The sequence below is a fragment of the Streptomyces incarnatus genome (assembly GCF_001027185.1).
GTDB lineage: Bacteria > Actinomycetota > Actinomycetes > Streptomycetales > Streptomycetaceae > Streptomyces > Streptomyces puniciscabiei.
This window is the reverse complement of the sequence record NZ_CP011498.1, coordinates 121,713-140,347: the sequence shown is the minus strand read 5'-3', so window position 1 is coordinate 140,347 and position 18,635 is coordinate 121,713. Positions and strand designations below refer to the sequence as shown.

The window sequence follows — 18,635 nt, the reverse complement described above, 5'->3', positions numbered from 1 at the left end:
GGTTGAGCGGTGGACGGCGGTCAGAGGACCGCGCCCTCCTTCGTCCGCCTGCGCAGGCTCGGCCTGCTGGACCGGCCGAGGTCCTTCAGCATGTCCGACAGGCCGATGACGGTGCGCGCCGCGAAGAGCCTGCGGATGGACACCTCCTGCTTCAGCTCCGCCCGGATCAGGCCGACCAGCCGGATCGCCCGCAGCGAGTTGCCGCCGAGGTCGAAGAAGTCCTCGTCGATGCCGACCCGGTCCACCTCCAGCACCTCGGCGAACGCCTTGGCCAGGATCCGCTCGGTGTCGTTGCGCGGTGCCCGGTAGGCGCGCTCGTCGACCTCGGGCGCCGGCAGCGCCGCCCGGTCCACCCGCCCGCTGGCCGTCACCGGCAGGCGTTCGAGGACCGTGAACACCGACGGCACCATGGACTCCGGCAGCCACCCCGCGGCGAACCGGCGCAGCTCGTCGGCCGAGACGGCCCGGCCGCCCGCGGGGACGACATAGGCCACCAGGCGCTGCTGCCCGGAGCCGTCCTCCCGGACGACCACGACCGCCTGCGCGAGCCCGGCGTGCTCGGACAGCACCTCCTCGACCTCGGCCAGCTCGACCCGCACTCCCCGTACGTCCGCCTGGGCGTCGGCCCGGGCCACGTACTCCAGCCGGCCGTCGGTGCCCCAGCGCACCCGGTCCCCGGTCCGGTACATGACCCTTCCGGCCGGACCGAACGGGCAGGGGACGAAGCGCTCCGCGGTCGGTGCGGGCCGCCCCGCGTATCCGCGCACCACACCGGGCCCGGTCACGTACAGCTCTCCGGTCACGCCGACGGGGACCGGCGTCAGGCCGGGGCCCAGGACGTAGAGGGCGGTGTTGTCCATCGGGCGGCCGACGGTGCCCGCGTGGCGCACCGGCTCGTCCGCGGCCAGGCGGTGGCATGCGGCGAACACGGTCGACTCCGCCAGGCCGTGGCCGTGGACGAGGGTGAGCTCGGGGCAGGCCTGGCGGACCCGGCGCAGCGCGGCCGCGGACACCCGGTCGCCGCCGGTCCACACCTCGCGCAGCCCGGCGAGGGTCTCGGGGCGCTCGGCCGCGATCGCCGAGAACAGGCCGGCCGGCAGCCACACCGTGGAGATCTCGTGTGCCGCGCGCGCCTCGGTCAGCGTGTCGGCGCCGAATTCCCCGGCGGGGGCCACGACCACCCGGCCGCCGCCCAGCAGGGGCACCCACACCTCGAGGGCCAGCGCGTCGGAGGTGTGCGGCGTGTGCCACAGCACGGTGCGGTGGCCGGTCTGCTGCCAGCGGCGGTCCAGGACGAACCGCTCCATGTTCCGGTGCGTCACGGCGACCGCGGTGGCCGCGCCGGCCGTCGCGGAGTCGTACACCACGGCCAGCAGGCTGTCCTGGTGCGCCGGGAGGGAGGCGTCCCAGGCGGCGTCGCCGTCGGCGGTCTCCGCAGCGACGTCGTCGAGGACGAGCGCCGGGACGTCCAGGCCGGCGGAGAGCTGTGCGGCGGTCGCGGCGTCGGTGAGCAGGGCGCGCGCCGAGGTCTCGGCGATCCGTGACCCCAGCAGGTTCGCCGGCGCCGCCGGGTCGAGGGGCAGGTAGGCTCCGCCCGCCTTCACCACGCCCAGCAGGGCGACGGCGAGGTCCACCGAGCGGGGCAGCGCCACGGCAACGACCGTCTCGGGTCCGACGTGCCGTCGGCGCAGCGCGCCGGCCAGCCGGCTGGAGCGCTCGTCCAACTCCCGGTAGGAGAGCGTGACATCGCCGGAGACCAGCGCGACGGCGTCGGGGTCCCGCTCCACCTGGCGGGCGAACAGCTGGGGAACCGTCAGTCCCGGAAGCGGCGCGTGCGTGTCGTTCGGCTCCGTCAGCACCTGGTGCCGCTCGGCACCGCTGACCACGTCCAGCGCACCGACCGGCTGGGCGCCGGCGGCCACCACGGCACGGATGTGCGCGATCAGTTCCTCGCCGATGAAGCGCAGTTCGGCGCGGTGGTACAGGCTCGCGGGGGCGTCGAGCCGGATGAACAGGTCGCTGTCGGGGCTGCCGTCGGTGTAGACGCCGATCGACAGCTCCTCGAACGTGCCGGTCGTCGCGCCCGAGTAGCGCGCCGGGCTGTCGCCGAAGCGGAGCTGCTCCACGAACTCGACGACGTTGACGACGGCGCCGTAACTGCCGCGGCCGCTCAGGACCGTGCCGGCCGCGCGCTGGATGTCCGAGTAGTGGCAGGCGGTGTGGTCGAAGAGCTCGTACGTCTCCTCGACGAGCGCGTCGGCGACCTCGGTGAAGGTCGCGCCGAGGCCGATCCTCACCCGCACCGGCACCACGTTCACCGCCAGGCCGGGCGTCCGGCTCGCCACGCCGACCCGGTTGCCCACGGCCAGCGAGAGGAGGAACTCCGGCCGGTCGCAGCGGTGCCGCAGGTACACCGCCGTGGCCGCGGTGAGCATCTGCGACATCCACAGGCCCATGGACTGCGCGGTGTCGGTCCACACGTCCGCCTCGGCGCGCGGCACGGTCAGCGTGCGGCTCACCATGCCGATGGTCTCGGCCACCTCCGACCAGCGGTCGGCGCTGCTCAGCGGTTCGGACAGCGCCGAGCGCTGCGCGTCGGACAGGGCGACGCGCGGCACCTGCGCGGGCGGGGGCGCGTCGGTCAGGTACTGGCGCCAGAACTCCGAGTCCTCGGTGAACTTCGGGGAGGCGAGGTACTCCGTCGCCTCGGTCGCGAACGACTCGGCGTCCCAGGAGTGCGGCAGTTCCGGTACCCGCTCCCCGCGCACCAGGGCCGTGTACACCTCGGCGAGGCGCTTCGACAGCAGGCCGCCGGCGCCGAACCCGTCCGAGATGAGGTGGTGGTAGGCGATCACCAGCAGTGAGCGGGCCGGCGCGAGTTTGACCACACCGAGCCGGAACAGCAGGTCCCGCTCCAGGTCGAACGGCCGGCGCACCAGGTCGGCCAGGGCCTCGCGCGCCGCCTGCTCGGGGTCGGCCTCGGCGCTGAGGTCGAGGGAGAACGGCTGCCAGTCCCCCAGTTCCCGGGGGATGAGGCGCAGTCCGCCGCCGTCGTCGGCGAAGTTGACGCGCAGCACCTCCGCCTCGGCCATGACGTGCAGGAACGCGGACCGGATGACCGCCGCGTCCAGCTCGCCGTCCACATCCCACATGGTCAGCGCATGGTTCGGCGTGTCGGGAGCCATGTGCTGCGCCCGCCACATGCCTTTATGCGCAGACGACGCACCGAATGAACGCACAGAGATCAACCCCTCGACAAACAAACCGGGACACCGGAGGAATTCGCAGGTCACCCACCATGGTCCGGGGGGTGGGGCAGCCGTTCAAGACAACTTGGTGCCCGGCGGGACAGGCCGCTGCCGCCCTTGCGGTGTCCCGCCGGCGGGACATTCCTACGCGGCCATCAGGGACACGATGTGCCCGGCGATGAGTCGCGCGGTCGGGTGCCGGAGCACCAGGTTCGCCCTCAGTTTCAGTCCGGTCGACGCGCTCAGGCGTTTGCTGAGCTCCATCGACAGCATGGAGTCGAATCCGATCTCCCAGAACTTCTCGTCGGGGTCGATGGACGCGCTGGAGGGGTGTCCGAGCACGACGGCGGCCTTCTCGAGGACGTGGTCGAGGACGAGTGTGCGCGCCTCGTCGTCGGGAAGCGCGCGGACCCTCTCCGGCAGCGGGACGACCTGGTCGTCGTCCGCGGGCGGCTCCGTCGCGGAGGCCTCGGCCGCCACCGCCGCGGTGGGCGCGGAGTTCAGCCAGTACCGCTGCCGCTGGAACGCGTACGTCGGCAGGTCCACCCGCCGGCGCGTGCCGAACAGGGCGTCCCAGTCGACGGACCCGCCCCGCACGTACAGCTGGGCCAGCGAGCCGAGCACGGACTCCACCTCGTCGCGGTCCCGCCGCGACGACGACAGGACCAGCGCGTCGTCCACGTCCTCGACGATCTCCTGCACCGGGACGTTCAGCACAGGATGCGGGCTCATCTCGATGAACACCCGGAACCCGTCCTCGGCCAGCTGCCGGACGGACGTCTCGAAGAGGACCTTTTCGCGCAGGTTGTCGTACCAGTAGTCGGCGTTCAGCCGGGCGGTGTCGACGACTTCGCCGTACAGCGTCGAATACAGGGGCAGCGCCGACGACTTCGGAGCCACGTCGGACAGCGCGCCGATCACCTGGTCGCGGACGCGGGTCACCTGGTGGGAATGGGAGGCGTAGTCGACCGGTATGCGCCGCGCCTGGGCGCCGTCGGCCTTCATCTTCTCGACGAATTCGTCGAGTGCGTCCGGTTCCCCGGACACCACCACGGAACGGGGTCCGTTGACCACGGCGACGCTGACCCGGTCGCTCCACGGAGCCAGCCGCTCCGCCACCACCTCGGCGGACTCCGCGACCGAGGCCATCCCGCCGAGCCCCTTGAGCGCGATCAGGGCCTTGCTGCGCAGTGCCACGATCTTGGCGGCGTCCCGCAGGGACAGCGCGCCGCAGACGTGGGCGGCGGCGATCTCGCCCTGGCTGTGGCCCACCACCGCGGCCGGTTCCACGCCCCAGGACCGCCACAGGGCGGCCAGGGACACCATCACGGAGAACAGCGCCGGCTGCACCACGTCCACCCGGTCGAAGGTCGGCGCCCCCGCCACGCCGCGCACCACGTCGAGCAGCGACCAGTCGACCCACTCGGCGAGTGCGTCCGCGCACGCGTCGAGGGACCGCGCGAAGACCGGGAAGGCGTCGTACAACTGGCGGCCCATGCCGACCCACTGCGAGCCCTGCCCGGGGAACACGAAGGCGACGCCACCGAGGTTCCCGGCGACACCGCGGACCACCGCGGCGGAGTCCGCCCCCTCGCTGAGCGACGCCAGGCCGCCCAGCAGCTCGTCACGGCCGCGCCCCAGCACCACCGCGCGGTGGTCGAACCGCGACCGGCTCGACACCAGCGACCAGCCGGCGTCGGCGAGGTCCAGGTCCGCACCGGCGGCGAGGAAGTCGCGCAGCCTGCCGGCCTGCTGCTCAAGGGCCTTGGCCCGCTTGCCCGACACCACCCAGGGCACCAGGCCGCCGACGACGCCCGCGTCCGGGCCGCGCTCGTCCGGCTGCTCCTCGGGCGGGGCCTCCTCCAGGATCACGTGCGCGTTGGTGCCGCTGACCCCGAACGAGGACACCCCGGCCCGCCGCGGACCGTCCGTACGGGGCCAGTCACGTCCCTCCACCAGGATCTCGACCGCGCCGGAGGACCAGTCGACGTGCTGCGAGGGCGTGTCCACGTGCAGGGTCTTCGGCAGGTATCCGTGGCGCATGGCCTGCACGGCCTTGATGACCCCGGCGACCCCGGCGGCGGCCTGGGCGTGCCCCATGTTCGACTTCAGGGAGCCCAGCCAGAGCGGCCGGTCCCCGGCCCGGTCCTTGCCGTAGGTCGCCAGCAGGGCGCCCGCCTCGATGGGGTCCCCCAGCGCGGTTCCGGTGCCGTGGGCCTCGACCAGGTCCACCTCGGAGGGCGAGACGCCCGCGTTCGCCAGTGCCTTGCGGATCACCTTCTCCTGGGCACGGCCGTTGGGGGCGGTCAGCCCGTTGCTGGCCCCGTCCTGGTTGACCGCGCTGCCGCGCACGACGGCGAGCACCGGGTGGCCGTTGCGCCGGGCGTCGGACAGCCGCTCGAGGAGCAGCACACCGACCCCCTCGGCCCAGCCGGTGCCGTCGGCCCCGTCCGCGAAGGCCTTGCACCGGCCGTCGGGCGACAGGGCCTCCTGCCGGGAGAACTCCACGAACATCGCGGGCGTCGCCATCACCAGCGCCCCGCCCGCCAGCGCGAGCGAGCACTCCCCCGAGCGCAGCGACTGCACCGCCATGTGCAGGGCCACCAGGGACGACGAGCACGCGGTGTCCACCGACACCGCCGGCCCGGTCAGCCCCAGCTCGTAGGCCACCCGGCCGGAGGCGACGCTCAGCGCGCTGCCGTACAGGAAGTAGCCCTCCAGATCCTTCTGGCCGCCCTCCAGGAAGCGCCACCCGTACTCGGACGAGCTGACCCCGGAGAAGACGCCGACCTCGGACCCGCGCACGTCGGCGGGGACGATGCCGGCCCGCTCGAAGACCTCCCAGGAGGTCTCCAGCAGCAGGCGGTGGTGCGGGTCGACGGCCAGCGCCTCACGCGGGCTGAGGTGGAAGAAGTCCGCGTCAAAACCGGCGACGTCGGCCAGGAACCCGCCCTGACGCGTGTACGCCTTGCCGGCGGCGGCGGGGTCCGGGTCGTACACGTCCCGCCACCCGCGGTCCTGCGGGAAGTCCCCGACGACGTCCCGGCCTTCGCGGACCACGTCCCACAGGTCCTCGGGCGTCGAGACGCCTCCCGGGTAGCGGCACGCCATGGCCACCACGGCGATCGGCTCGCCGCGGCCGTGCTTCAGGGCGTCGTTCTCCTGCCGGAGGCGGTCGCGCTCCTCGATGAGCGTGCGGAGGGCCCGCTGGACCCGGTCCGTGCCGTCCGCGGTGCGATCTGCGGAGTTGGTCATGTCACTTACCCCTTCTCACCCAGAGCCAGGTCGACCAGTGCGTCCAGGTCCAGGTCCGACAGTTGTTCCGCGTCGGCGTCCGCGTCCGCGAGCGGTGCGGCGCCGCTCGGCCCGGGCGCCTCGGCGCACGCCAGGACCGCGTCCAGGACGCCCGCGCTGCGCAGCCTGTCGATCGGGACGGTCCGCAGCAGCTCCCGGATCCCGGCGTCCTCGGCCTCCCCGGCGTCCTCGGCCGGGACGGGGTCCGGTTCCGGACGCAGCAGGCCGCACAGGTGCTCGCTCAGCTCGCGTGGCGTCGGGTAGCTGAAGACGAGGGTGGAGGGCAGGCGCAGTCCGGTCGCGGCGGACAGGCGGTTGCACAGTTCGACCGCGGTCAGCGAGTCGAATCCGAGCAGGGTGAACGGCTGGTCGATGTCCACGGCCGTCCCCGACGGGTGGCCGAGCACGACGGCGGCCTGCTCGCGGACCCAGTCCAGGGCGGCGGCCCGTGCCTCGTCCGCCGGCAGGGCGGCCAGTTTCGCGGCCAGGTCCTGCGCGCCGCCGGCCTTGGCCGTGCCCGCCGTGGCGCGGCGCGGCCGGCCGCCGTCGACGAGGTCGCGCAGCAGCGGCGGCAGTTCGGCGCCGCTCTTGTCGCGCAGCGCGGCGAGGTCCAGCCGGGCCGGGACGAGGACCGGCTTGCCGCTCGCGCACGCCGCGTCGAACAGGGCCAGCGCCTCGGGGGTCGGCATCGCGGCGATGCCCGTCCGCCGCAGCCGGTTCAGGTCGGCCCGGTCCAGCTCCCCGGTCATGCCGCTGCTCTCCTCCCACCAGCCCCAGCACAGGGAGGTGCCGGGCAGGCCGGCTGCCCTGCGCTGCGCCGCCAGACCGTCCAGGAAGGCGTTGGCGGCGGCGTAGTTGGCCTGTCCGGCGTTGCCAAGGGTGCCCGCGAGGGCGGAGAACTGGATGAACGCCGACAGGGTGTGGTCGCGGGTCAGCTCGTGCAGGTTGATGGCGCCGCCTGCCTTGGCGCGCAGCACGTGGTCGACGCTCTGCGCGGTCAGCGACTCCACGGTGCCGTCCGCGAGCACACCCGCCGCGTGCACGACCGCGGTCAGCGGGTAGCGGCCGGGCAGGTCCGCGAGCAGGTCCGCCACGGCGGCCCGGTCCGCGACGTCGCACTGCACGACCCGTACGACCGCTCCGGCGCCCCGCAGGTCCGCGACCAGCTCGGGCACCCCGTCGGCCGCCTCTCCGCTGCGGCTCGCCAGCAGCAGGCTCCGTACACCGTGTTCGGCGACGAGGTGCCGTGCCACGAGCGAGCCCACTCCCCCGGTGCCGCCGGTGACCAGCACGGTGCCGCCGCCGAGGCCGTCGCCGACCTCGAGGACCAGCTTGCCGACGTGGCGGCCCTGGCTCATCTCGCGGAAGGTCCGGCGTGCGTCGCGGATGTCGCGCAGGGAGACCGGGTTCAGCCGCAGCCGCCCGTCGGCGAACAGGTCCATGACGGCCCGGAACATCTCGTGGATGGCGTCCGGGCCCGCCTCGTAGAGGTCGAAGGCCTCGTAGTCGACTCCGGGGTGGTCGGCCGCCACCCGACGGGGGTCGCGGATGTCCGTCTTGCCCATCTCGACGAAGTGTCCGCCGTCCGGCAGCAGCGTCAGCGAGGCGTCGACAAACCGGTGCGCGAGGGAGTTCAGTACGACGTCCACGCCGCGGCCGCCGGAGGAGTCGCGGAACTTCTCGGCGAACTGAAGGTCGCGCGAGGACGCCAGGTGTGCCTCGTCCAGTCCCAGGCCGCGCAGCACGGGCCACTTGGCCGGGCTCGCGGTGGCGTAGATCTCGGCGCCGGCGTGCCGGGCGAGCTGGACGGCGGCCATCCCGACGCCGCCCGCCGCGGCGTGGATCAGGATCCGCTGCCCCTTCTTGAGGTCCGCCACGCGGAAGAGCCCGTGGTAGGCGGTGAGGAAGGTGCACGGCACGGACGCCGCCTCGGCGTAGCTCCACCCGTCGGGGACGGGCATGAGCATGCGGTGGTCCGCCACGGCCGTGCGGCCGAAGGCGCCGGTGAAGATGCCCATCACCCGGTCGCCCGGCGCCAGATCCGGCACGTCGTCCGCCACCTCGAGGACGATGCCGGCGCCCTCACTGCCGAGCCCGGCGTCGATGGCGGTCTTGTCCACGAGTCCCAGCGCGATCGTGACGTCACGGAAGTTGAGGCCCGCGGCCTGCACGGCGATGCGGACCTGACCGCTGGTCAGGGGAGCTTCGACCTCGGGGCACGGGACCCAGGTCAGGTTCTCCAGGGTCCCCTTGTCCGGGATGCCGAGCCGGTGCGGGCCGGCCGCCGGCGGCTGGAGCCGCTGCTCCTCGGGTGCGGCCGGTGCCAGGCGGGGCACGAGCAACGCGCCCTCGCGCAGCGCGAGTTGGGTTTCGTCGAGGGCGAGCGCGTCCGGGAAGCGCGCGAGGGACGTCTCGGCGTCGTCGATGTCCACCAGCCGGAACCTGCCGGGGTGCTCGGTCTGGGCGGACCGGATCAGGCCCCACACGGACGCGCCGGGGAGGCTTTCGACGCCCTCCCCCGCACCGGTGCCGACGGCCCGGCGGGTGAGCACCACCAGGGTGGCCGCGGCGAGGGGTTCCTCGGCGAGGAACCTCTGCACCCAGTCCAGTACGCGCTGGTCGGTGTCGCCGACCGCGGCGAGCAGGCCGGGGCCGGCGGCGGCGAAGTCGTCCAGGCACAGGACGATGTGCCGGGGCGCCTGTCCGGCGAGGACCTCGTCCAGGGACGTGTGCAGCACGGCGCTGCCGTCGCCCGCTCCGGCGAGCCGGGCGGCCAGGCCGCCGCGCGCGCCGAGGACGCTCCACGGCCCGCGGCGGGTCTCCCGCTCGCCCTCCTTGACCGGCCGCCACCGCACCTCGTACAGCGGCCGCTCCTGCCCGCCGCGTGCCGAGCGCACCTGCTCGGCACTGGCCGGCCGGAACGTCAGCGCCTCGACGGAGGCGATCGTGCGGCCCTGCTCGTCGGCGACCGCCAGCGACACGGCATCGTCGCCGGCCGGGGAGAGGCGGACCCGCACGGTCGGGCCGCACCTGCCGGCCAGTTCCACGCCGGACCACGAGAAGGGCATCCGGCCCTGCTCGCCCGTCACCTCGATGACCCCGCCGGCGATCGCCGCGTGCAGGACGGTGTCCATCAGGGCCGGGTGCAGCGCGAAGGCGCCGCCGGCCGGGTCCTCGGCGGTGTCCGGGAGCGTGGCGAGGGCGAAGAGGTCCTCGCCCCGCTGCCAGACCTCGCGCAGCCCGCGGAACGCCGGGCCGTAGTCGAAGCCCGCGTCCGCGAAGTCGTCGTAGAGGGTGTCGGTGCCGAGCCGCCGGGCCCCGGCCGGTGGCCACGCGGCGAGCGCGGGCGTGCCGTCGTCCCCCGCGGGCTTCGGCGGTGTGCCCGGTGCCAGGTTCCCCATCGCGTGGCGGGTCCAGCCGCCCGCCGCCGGACCGTCCTCGGCGGGGCGCGAGTACACGTCCAGGGAGCGGCGTCCCGTCTCGTCCGCCGCGCCGACGACGACCCGCACCTGCACGTCGCCCGCGTCGGGGATGATCAGGGGGACTTCCAGGGTGAGTTCCTCGACCGCGCCGCAGCCGACGTGGTCGCCGGCCGACAGCGCCAGGTCCAGGTGGGCCGTCGCCGGTACGACGACCGCGCCGAACACGGCGTGATCGGCCAGCCAGCCATGGGTCCGCAGGGACCACAGGCCGGTGAAGACCACCTCGCCGGTGCCGGGGTGGTCCACCGCGGCGCCGAGGAGCGGGTGGTCCGGGGCCGAGATACCGGCGGAGGCGACGTCCGCCGACTCCGTGCCGGCCCGGAGGTCCAGCCAGTACCGCTGCCGCTGGAACGCGTACGTCGGCAGGTCCACCCGCCGGCGCGTCCCGAACAGGGCGTCCCAGTCCACGGCTACGCCCCGGACGTGCAGGTGGGCCAGCGCGCCGGTCAGCGCCTGCGGCCCGGTGCGGTCCCGCCGCGACGCCGACAGGGCCACCGCGTCGTGCACGCCCTCACCGGCGAAGGCCTCCTGGGTGATGCTCGCGAGCGTCGCTCCCGGCCCCACCTCCAGGAAGACGCGTCCGCCGGCCGCGCGGGCGCACTCCACCGCGTCGTGGAAGCGAACGGGTTCACGGACGTGGTTCACCCAGTACTCGACGGTCGTCAGCTCCTGGAGCGTGACCTCGCGGCCCAGCCTGGTCGAGACGATCGGGATCGACATCCCGCCCGCGGGGAACGCGGTGAGCGATGCCGCGAACTCGTCGAGGATCGGGTCCATGAGCGGGGAGTGGAACGCGTGGTCGACCGCGAGCAGCTTCGCCGAGATGCCCTCGGCGACGAGCCGGTCGCGGATCGCGTGGACCTGGTCGCGCAGGCCCGAGACGACGACCGACTCCGGGCCGTTGACGGCGGCGACGCCGACGCGGTCGTACGCGCCGAGCAACGCGCTCAGCCGGGCTTCCGAGGCGCGTACGGCCAGCATGGCGCCGGGCTCGGTGACCGTCTGCATGGTCCGTCCGCGCGCGGCCACGAGCCTGGTCGCGGTGTCCAGGTCGAAGACCCCGGACACGTGGGCGGCGGCGATCTCGCCGACGGAGTGGCCGATCAGGTGGTCGGGGCGCGGGCAGTACTGCGCCAGGAGCCGGTACAGGCCGACCTGCAGGGTGAACAGCGCCGGCTGGGCGATGTCCGTGCGCTCGCGCTGCGCGGGTTCGAGCTCGTCGGCGAGGAGCAACGGCTTGAGCGCGAAGGGCAGGTGCGCATCGAAGCGTTCGCAGGTGTCGTCGAGGCTCTGCGCGAAGACGGGGTAGGTGTCGTACAACTTCCGTGCCACACCGGCCCATGGGGTGCCCTGGCCCGGGAACATGAAGACCGATCCGCCCGGTTCCCCGGCGACGCCGCGGACCACCGCGGCGGACTCCTCGCCGTCGCTCAGCGCCGCCAGGGCGCTCAGCAGTTCGTCCCGGTCGTGGCCGAGGACCACCGCGCGGTGCTCGAACCGCGACCGGCTCGACACCAGCGACCAGCCGGCGTCGGCGAGGTCCAGGTCCGCACCGGCGGCGAGGAAGTCGCGCAGCCTGCCCGCCTGCCGCTGCAGCGCCTGCGCGCTCCTGCCCGACACCACCCACGGCACCAGGCCGCCGACGACGCCCGCGTCCGGGCCGCGCTCGTCCGGCTGCTCCTCGGGCGGGGCCTCCTCCAGGATCACGTGCGCGTTGGTGCCGCTGACCCCGAAGGCGGAGACGGCCGCCCGCCGGGGCCGGCCCGCCTCGGTGGTCCACTCCCGGGCCTCGGTCAGCAGCTCCACCGCCCCGGCCGACCAGTCGACGTGCGTCGAGGGACGATCCACGTGCAGGGTCTTCGGCAGCACCCCGTGCCGCATCGCCATGATCATCTTGATGATGCCGCCGACCCCGGCCGCGGCCTGGGTGTGACCGATGTTCGACTTCAGCGACCCCAGCCACAGCGGGCTGCCCGGGTCCCTGTCCTGCCCGTAGGTGGCCAGCAGGGCACCCGCCTCGATGGGGTCGCCCAGCGTCGTGCCGGTGCCGTGCGCCTCCACCGCGTCGACCTCGCCCGGCTGCAGCCGGGCGTTCGCCAGCGCCGCCCGGATCACGCGCTGCTGCGCCGGACCGCTCGGCGCGGTCAGCCCGTTGGACGCGCCGTCCTGGTTGATCGCCGAGCCGCGGATCACCGCCCAGACACGACGGCCGTTGCGCCGCGCGTCCGACAGCCGCTCCAGGACCAGCACGCCGACGCCCTCGGCGAAGCCGGTGCCGTCGGCCGCGTCCGCGAACGCCTTGCACCGGCCGTCCGCCGACAGGCCCCGCTGCCGCGACATCTCCCGGAAGACCTGCGGCATCCCGACGACGGTGACACCGCCGGCCAGGGCGAGGCCGCATTCGCCCTGCCGCAGCGACTGCACGGCCTGGTGCACCGCCACCAGCGACGACGAACACGCGGTCTCGGTCGACACCGCCGGGCCCTCCAGACCCAGGGTGTACGCCACGCGCCCGGACGCCACGCTCAGCAGGGAACCGATCTGCGCGTAGCCCGCGATGGCCTCGGGGGTGGCGAAGTGGTTGCCGTATCCGAAGTAGGCGAGACCGGCGAACACGCCGGTGTCGCTGCCGCGCAGGCTCTCCGGGTCGATGCCGGCCCGTTCCAGGGACTCCCACGAGGTCTCCAGGAGCAGCCGCTGCTGCGGGTCGGCGGACAGCGCCTCGCGCGGGCTGATCCCGAAGAACTCGGCGTCGAAGTCGCCCGCGTCGTAGAGGAATCCGCCCTTGCGCGTGTAGCAGGTGCCGGGCCGGTCGGGGTCCGGGTCGTACTCCAGGTCCCAGTTGCGGTCGTCGGGGAAGTCCGACACGACGTCCGCGCCCGCCCGCACCAGCTCCCACAGCTCCTCCGGGGAGGCCGCTCCTCCGGGATACCGGCAGCCGACGCCGACGATCGCGATGGGCTCGGCAGCGGCGTCCGTCAGCTCCTGCAGGCGCTTTCGTGTCTCGATCAGCTCGATCGACGTCCGCTTGAGGTAGTCGAGAACGTCGGCGTTGTTGTCGTTGGTCATCGTTCTCCCCTAGCCGAGCTCTTTGTCCAGCAGCGCGAGAAGCTCTCCCGCCGAGGCCGAACTGATCTGGTCGGCGAGGCCGGCCGGTGCCCCGGCGCTCGCCATCGAACGGACTCGGCCCTGCAGTTCGCCGAGCAGACTGGAAATGGTGGCCTGGTCGTCCTGTGCGAGCCCGAGGAACGCCTCCTCGAGCCGGGCGCCCAGTCCTTCGATCTCCCGGACCAGGTGACCGGCCGGGGACTGCGGGCCGGCAGCGGGGTCGGGGATGATGCGCGCGGCCAGGAACTGGGCGAGGGCGGCCGGGTTCGGGTGGTCGAACACGAGCGTGGCGGGCAGCTTCAGGCCGGTCACCGCCGCGAGCTTGTTCCGCAGCTCCAGCGCCGTGAGCGAATCGATGCCGAGCGTCTTGAACGTCGCGGCGGGGCCGATCCGTCCGGTGTCGGCGTGCCCGAGCACGAGCGCGGTCTGCGTGCGTACGGCGTCGAGCAGGGCCGCCTCCGCCTCCTCCGGCGGCAGCGACGTCAGCGCCTGCGCGAGAGAGAGGTCGGTGGAGGCCTGGCCACCGGCACCGGCGGACGGGCCGGCCGGCGTGCGCAGCAGCGGCGAGGCCAGCGCGCCGAGCGCCGTCAGGTTCAGCCGCACCGGGACGAGCACCGGCTCGTCCACCGAAACCGCCGAGTCGAAGAGCGCGAGCCCCTCCTGCGACGACAGCGGCTGCACGCCCTGCTGCCGCATGCGGGCCACGTCCACGTCGGTGAGGCCGGCGCTCATCTCGCTGCGCTCCGCCCAGAAGCCCCAGGCCAGTGCGCGGGCCGCCAGTCCCTCGGCCCGGCGGGCTTCCGCGAGGCCGTTGAGGAAGGCGTTGGCCGCCGCGTAGTTGGCCTGCCCCGCGAAGCCGAGCACGCTCGCGACCGAGGAGAACAGCACGAACGCGGACAGGTCCAGCTGCCGGGTCAGCTCGTGCAGGTGCCAGGCTCCGCGCACCTTCGGCGCGAGCACCGCGTCCAGGCGGTCCTCGGTCAGGGCCTCCACGACGCCGTCGTCCAGCACGCCCGCGCAGTGGATCACCGCGGTCAGCGGGTGCTCGGACGGCACCTGGGCGATCAGTTCGGCGACGGACTCGCGGCTCGTCACGTCGCAGGCCACGATGTCGACGTGCGCCCCGGCCCCGGTCAGCTCCTCGCGCAGCGCGGCCGCCGCCGGAGCCTCGGCCCCACGCCTGCTGGTCAGCACCAGCCGGCGCACCCCGTGCCGGGCGACGAGGTGCCGGGCCAGCATCGCGCCCAGGCCGCCGGTACCGCCGGTGATCAGCACCGAACCGGAGCCGAGGGCGTCCGGTACCCCGCCGGACGCGCCCGTGGCACGGACCAGTTGAGGTGTGCTCACCCGGCCGGCCCGGATCTTGAGCTGGGCCTCCCCGGTGGCCGCCGCGGCCGGGACCAGGGCCCACGAGGCCGCTTGGTCGTCGGTGTCCACGAGCGTGAACCGGCCCGGGTTCTCGGTCTGCGCGGTGCGCAGGAATCCCCAGATCGCGGCAGCCGCGGGGTCGGGGTGCGGCACCTGCTCGTCGTGGCACGCGTCCCGCGTCACGACGACCAGGCGGGAGTCGCGGAACCGTTCGCCGGAGAGCCAGGTCCGCGTCCAGCGCAGCACACGGTGAAGGTTCCGCTCGGCGTCGGCGGGTGTGTCGGCGCCGTCCGCGCGCTCGATGCCGGCGATGACGAGCGGGGGTATCTCCCCGTCCAGGGCGGCGAGTTCGCCGAGGTCGGTGAAGACCGCCCGGTCCTGGCCCAGGGATGCGGTGACGGCGTCGGATCCGCCCAGCACCGCGTACCGGTGGGTGGCCGGAGCGGACGCGACCGTGAGGGGGACCCAGTCCACCCGGAACAGCGAGTCCTGGTGGTCGAAGCTCAGCTCGGTCAGCTGCTCGACGTCCGCGGGCCGCAGGCTCAGCGATGCGACGCCGCCGACGGGTGCTCCGCCGGCGTCCGCGAGGGTCACGGACAGCGCGTCGTCGCCGGCGGGGGCGAGCCGGACGCGGAGCACGTCCGGCCGGGCGGAGCCGATGCGCAGGCCCGTCCACCGCGCCGGCAGCCAGCCCTCGGGCCGGGCGGTGTCGACGAACCGGCCGAGGCCGACCGGGAGCAACGCGGCGTGCAGCAGCGCCGGGTGGATGCGGAACCGGCCCTGGTCGGCGCCGTCGGACGCGGGCAGCTCCACCTCGGCGTACAGGGTCTCGCCCTGGCGCCACACCTGCTTCAGGCCCCGGAACAGGGGCCCGTTGTCGAACCCGAGGGCGGACAGCCTGGTGTACTCGTCCTCGAAGGGCACGCCGGCCGCGCCCGCGGGCGGCCACGCGGCGAGGCCCTCCGCCCCGCCGGTCGCCGCGGTGCCGGATCCGACGACGCCGACGGCGTTCCGTGTCCACTCGTCCTCGCCCGCGCCGCGCGAGTGCACGCTGATCGCGCGCGTGCCGTCGACGACGACGCGGATCTCGCGGTCGGCCGTGCGGGGCAGCACCAGCGGTGTCTCCAGGGTGAGTTCCTCGACCGCGTCGCAGCCCGCCTTGTCCGCCGCCCACACCGCCAGCTCGGCCAGCACCGTCGCGGGCACCAGGACGGCGCCGTGGACCACATGCCCGGCGAGCCACGGGTGGCGCTCCAGGGACAGGCGCCCGCTGCCCACGACTCCGCCGCGCCCGCCGTCACCGGGCAGCTCGATCACGGCGTCGAGCAGCGGGTGGTCGGACGTGCTCGCGGTGGTGGTCTCGGCGGGGGTGTTCAGCCAGTAGCGCTGCCGCTGGAAGGCGTACGTCGGCAGCTCGGCCCACCGGCCGCCGCTGTCCGGGAACGCCGCCTCCCACGACACCGCGAGGCCCGCCACGAAGGCCTCGGCCGCCGACCGGTACAGCCGGTCGAGGCCGCCCTCGTCGCGGCGCAGCGAACCCACCACGAACCCGGTGGCACCGGGGGTGGTGTCGAACATCTCCTGGATGTTCATCACCAGCAGCGGGTGCGGGCTGAGCTCGACGACCGCGCCGCCCCGCTCCCGCTCCACCAGGCGGCTCATGGCGGCCGCGAACTGGACCGGTTCGCGCAGGTTGCGGTACCAGTAGGCGGTGTCGAGCGCCAGGGGGTCGATCAGGTCGCCGGTCACCGTCGAGTAGATCGCCACCGGCGAGGGCAGCGGGGTGATGCGGCCCAGTTCCTCCTGGAGCCGGCCGTCGAACCGGTCCATCAGCGGTGAGTGGCCGGGCACGCTGGACTTGATCAGCCGGGCGCGGGCGCCCTCGGCCTGGCAGGCGGCGACCAGCGCCTCGACCGCGCCGGTCTCGCCGGAGACCGTCGTCGAGTTCGCCCCGTTCACCGCGGCGATCCCGATCCGCGACTCCTGCCCCTGGATCAGTTCCCGCACGCGGTCCTCGGGCAGCAGGATCCCGGCCATGCTGCCCTGTCCGGCGACCGTGGCCAGCAGCCGGGACCGCAGGGCCACGATCTTGGCCGCGTCCTCGAGGGTCAGGGCGCCCGCGACGTAGGCCGCGGCGATCTCGCCCTGGGAGTGGCCGATCACCACATCCGGTGTCACCCCGAGCGCACGCCACACCCGGGCCAGCGACACCATCACCGCGAACAGCACCGGCTGGACGACGTCGATGTCCTCCAGGTCCGCCGCCTCGGGCCCTCCGCACACGGTGTCGATCAGCGACCAGGACACCCACGGCTGGAGCGCCTTCGCGCAGGCGCGCAGTTCCTCGGCGAAGACCGGGGAGGTCTCCCACAGCTCCCGGCCCATCGCGGCCCACTGTCCGCCCTGGCCCGGGAAGACGAACACCGTCCTGCCCACCGGCCCGGCGACGCCGGACACCGCACCGGCGAGGCCGGAGGTGTCACCTGCCGCGACGGCGGCCAGGGCGGCGAGCAGTTCGTCGCGGTCGGCGCCGATCACCACCTGGCGGTGGTCGAACAGCGATCGCGTCGTCACCAGCGCGTGCCCCACGTCTTCGGCCGGCAGGTCCGCGTCGGCGGCCACGAACTCCCGCAAGCGCGCCGCCTGTTCCCGCAGCGCATGCTCCGACTTGGCCGACAGCACCCACGGCACCGCGCCGGCGGTGTCGGTGGACACCTGGCCGGTGGCGCGGTCCGCGGCCTCGGGAGCTGGGGCGTCCTCCCGCGCGCGGGCGTCGGGTGCCTGCTCGAGGATCAGGTGCGCGTTGGTGCCGCTGATGCCGAAGGACGACACGCCCGCGCGCCGGGGCCGGCCCGCCTCGGTGGTCCACTCCCTGGCCTCGGTCAGCAGCTCGACCGCACCGGCCGACCAGTCCACGTGGGTCGAGGGACGGTCCACGTGCAGCGTCTTGGGCAGCACTCCGTGCCGCATCGCCATGATCATCTTGATGATGCCGCCGACACCCGCGGCCGCCTGGGTGTGGCCGATGTTCGACTTCAGCGACCCCAGCCACAGCGGGTCTCGACCGTCCCGGCCCTGACCGTAGGTGGCCAGCAGGGCCTCCGCCTCCATGGGGTCGCCCAGCTTGGTACCGGTGCCGTGCGCCTCCACCACGTCCACATCGCCGGTCGCGAGGCCTGCGTCGGCCAAGGCGGCCCGGATGACCCGCTGCTGCGCCAGGGGGTTCGGCGCGCTGAGCCCGTTGGACGCCCCGTCCTGGTTGATCGCCGAACCGCGGATCACCGCCCAGATGCGGCGCCCGTTGCGCAGGGCGTCGGAGAGCCGCTCCAGGACCAGCACGCCCGCGCCCTCGGAGAAGCCGGTGCCGTCCGCCGCGTCCGCGAACGCCTTGCACCGCCCGTCCTCCGACAGACCCCGCTGCCGGGCGAGTTCCACGAGCATCCCCGGAGTCGGCAGCGCCGCCACCCCGCCGGCCAGTGCCAGCGTGCACTCCCCGGACCGCAGGGACCGCACGGCCTGGTGGACGGCGACGAGCGACGCCGAGCACGCGGTGTCCGTCGACACCGCCGGGCCGTGAAGACCCAGCACGTACGCCACCCGGCCCGAGGCCACGCTGAGGTAGTTGCCGGTGAGCTGGAAACCCTCCACTTCGCCGGCTGCGCCGCCGCCCACCCGCGGGCCGTAGTCGACGCCGTAGATGCCGGTGAACACCCCGGTCGCCGAACCCCGCAGGCCGGCCGGGTCGATGCCCGCCCGTTCCAGCGCCTCCCACGAGGTCTCCAGCATCAGCCGCTGCTGCGGGTCCATCGCCAGCGCCTCGCGCGGGCTGATGCCGAAGAACTGCGCGTCGAAGTCCGGGAGGTCGGGGAGGAAGCCGCCCGTGCGCGTGTACGTCTTTCCGTGCGCCTCGGGGTCGGGGTCGTAGAGGCCCTCCACGTCCCATCCGCGGTCCTGCGGGAAGTCGCCCATCGCGTCCACGCCGTCGGCCACGACCGACCACAGTCCTTCGGGGGACGTCACCCCGCCCGGGAAGCGACACCCCACACCCACGACGGCGACGGGCTCGCGCGCGGACTCCTCCAACTCGCGGACCCGCTCGCGCAGTTCCTGCGCGTCGCCGACGGCACGCCGCAAG

The 18,635-nt window shown here is 74.2% G+C and carries 3 protein-coding genes and 1 pseudogene; all 4 read right to left on the bottom strand.

The genetic code is table 11. The features are described from left to right. Nucleotides 1-20: 20 nt before the first annotated feature. On the bottom strand, nt 21-3,185 hold the full coding sequence (locus tag ABB07_RS39890; RefSeq protein WP_244189850.1) for a non-ribosomal peptide synthetase: 3,165 nt from the start codon (nt 3,183-3,185) through the stop codon (nt 21-23). 207 nt (nt 3,186-3,392) lie between these two features. Next, nucleotides 3,393-6,503: a type I polyketide synthase gene (locus ABB07_RS39885; RefSeq protein WP_208903938.1), complete on the bottom strand. Its 3,111-nt coding sequence runs from the start codon at nt 6,501-6,503 to the stop codon at nt 3,393-3,395. A gap of 5 nt (nt 6,504-6,508) precedes the next feature. Continuing rightward, nucleotides 6,509-13,093, bottom strand: coding sequence for a type I polyketide synthase (locus ABB07_RS39880; RefSeq protein WP_208903937.1), 6,585 nt, complete (start codon nt 13,091-13,093; stop codon nt 6,509-6,511). A 9-nt stretch (nt 13,094-13,102) separates the two neighbouring features. Further along, nucleotides 13,103-18,634: pseudogene (locus tag ABB07_RS39875) on the bottom strand (type I polyketide synthase); the annotation flags it as partial. Nucleotide 18,635 lies beyond the last annotated feature (1 nt).

What these genes read in the sequence shown, in the direction of transcription:
- ABB07_RS39885 (WP_208903938.1), bottom strand. Translation starts at nt 6,503, where the DNA reads ATGACCAACTCCGCAGATCGCACCGCGGACGGCACGGACCGGGTCCAG.
- ABB07_RS39880 (WP_208903937.1), bottom strand. Translation starts at nt 13,093, where the DNA reads ATGACCAACGACAACAACGCCGACGTTCTCGACTACCTCAAGCGGACG.
- ABB07_RS39890 (WP_244189850.1), bottom strand. Translation starts at nt 3,185, where the DNA reads ATGGCTCCCGACACGCCGAACCATGCGCTGACCATGTGGGATGTGGAC.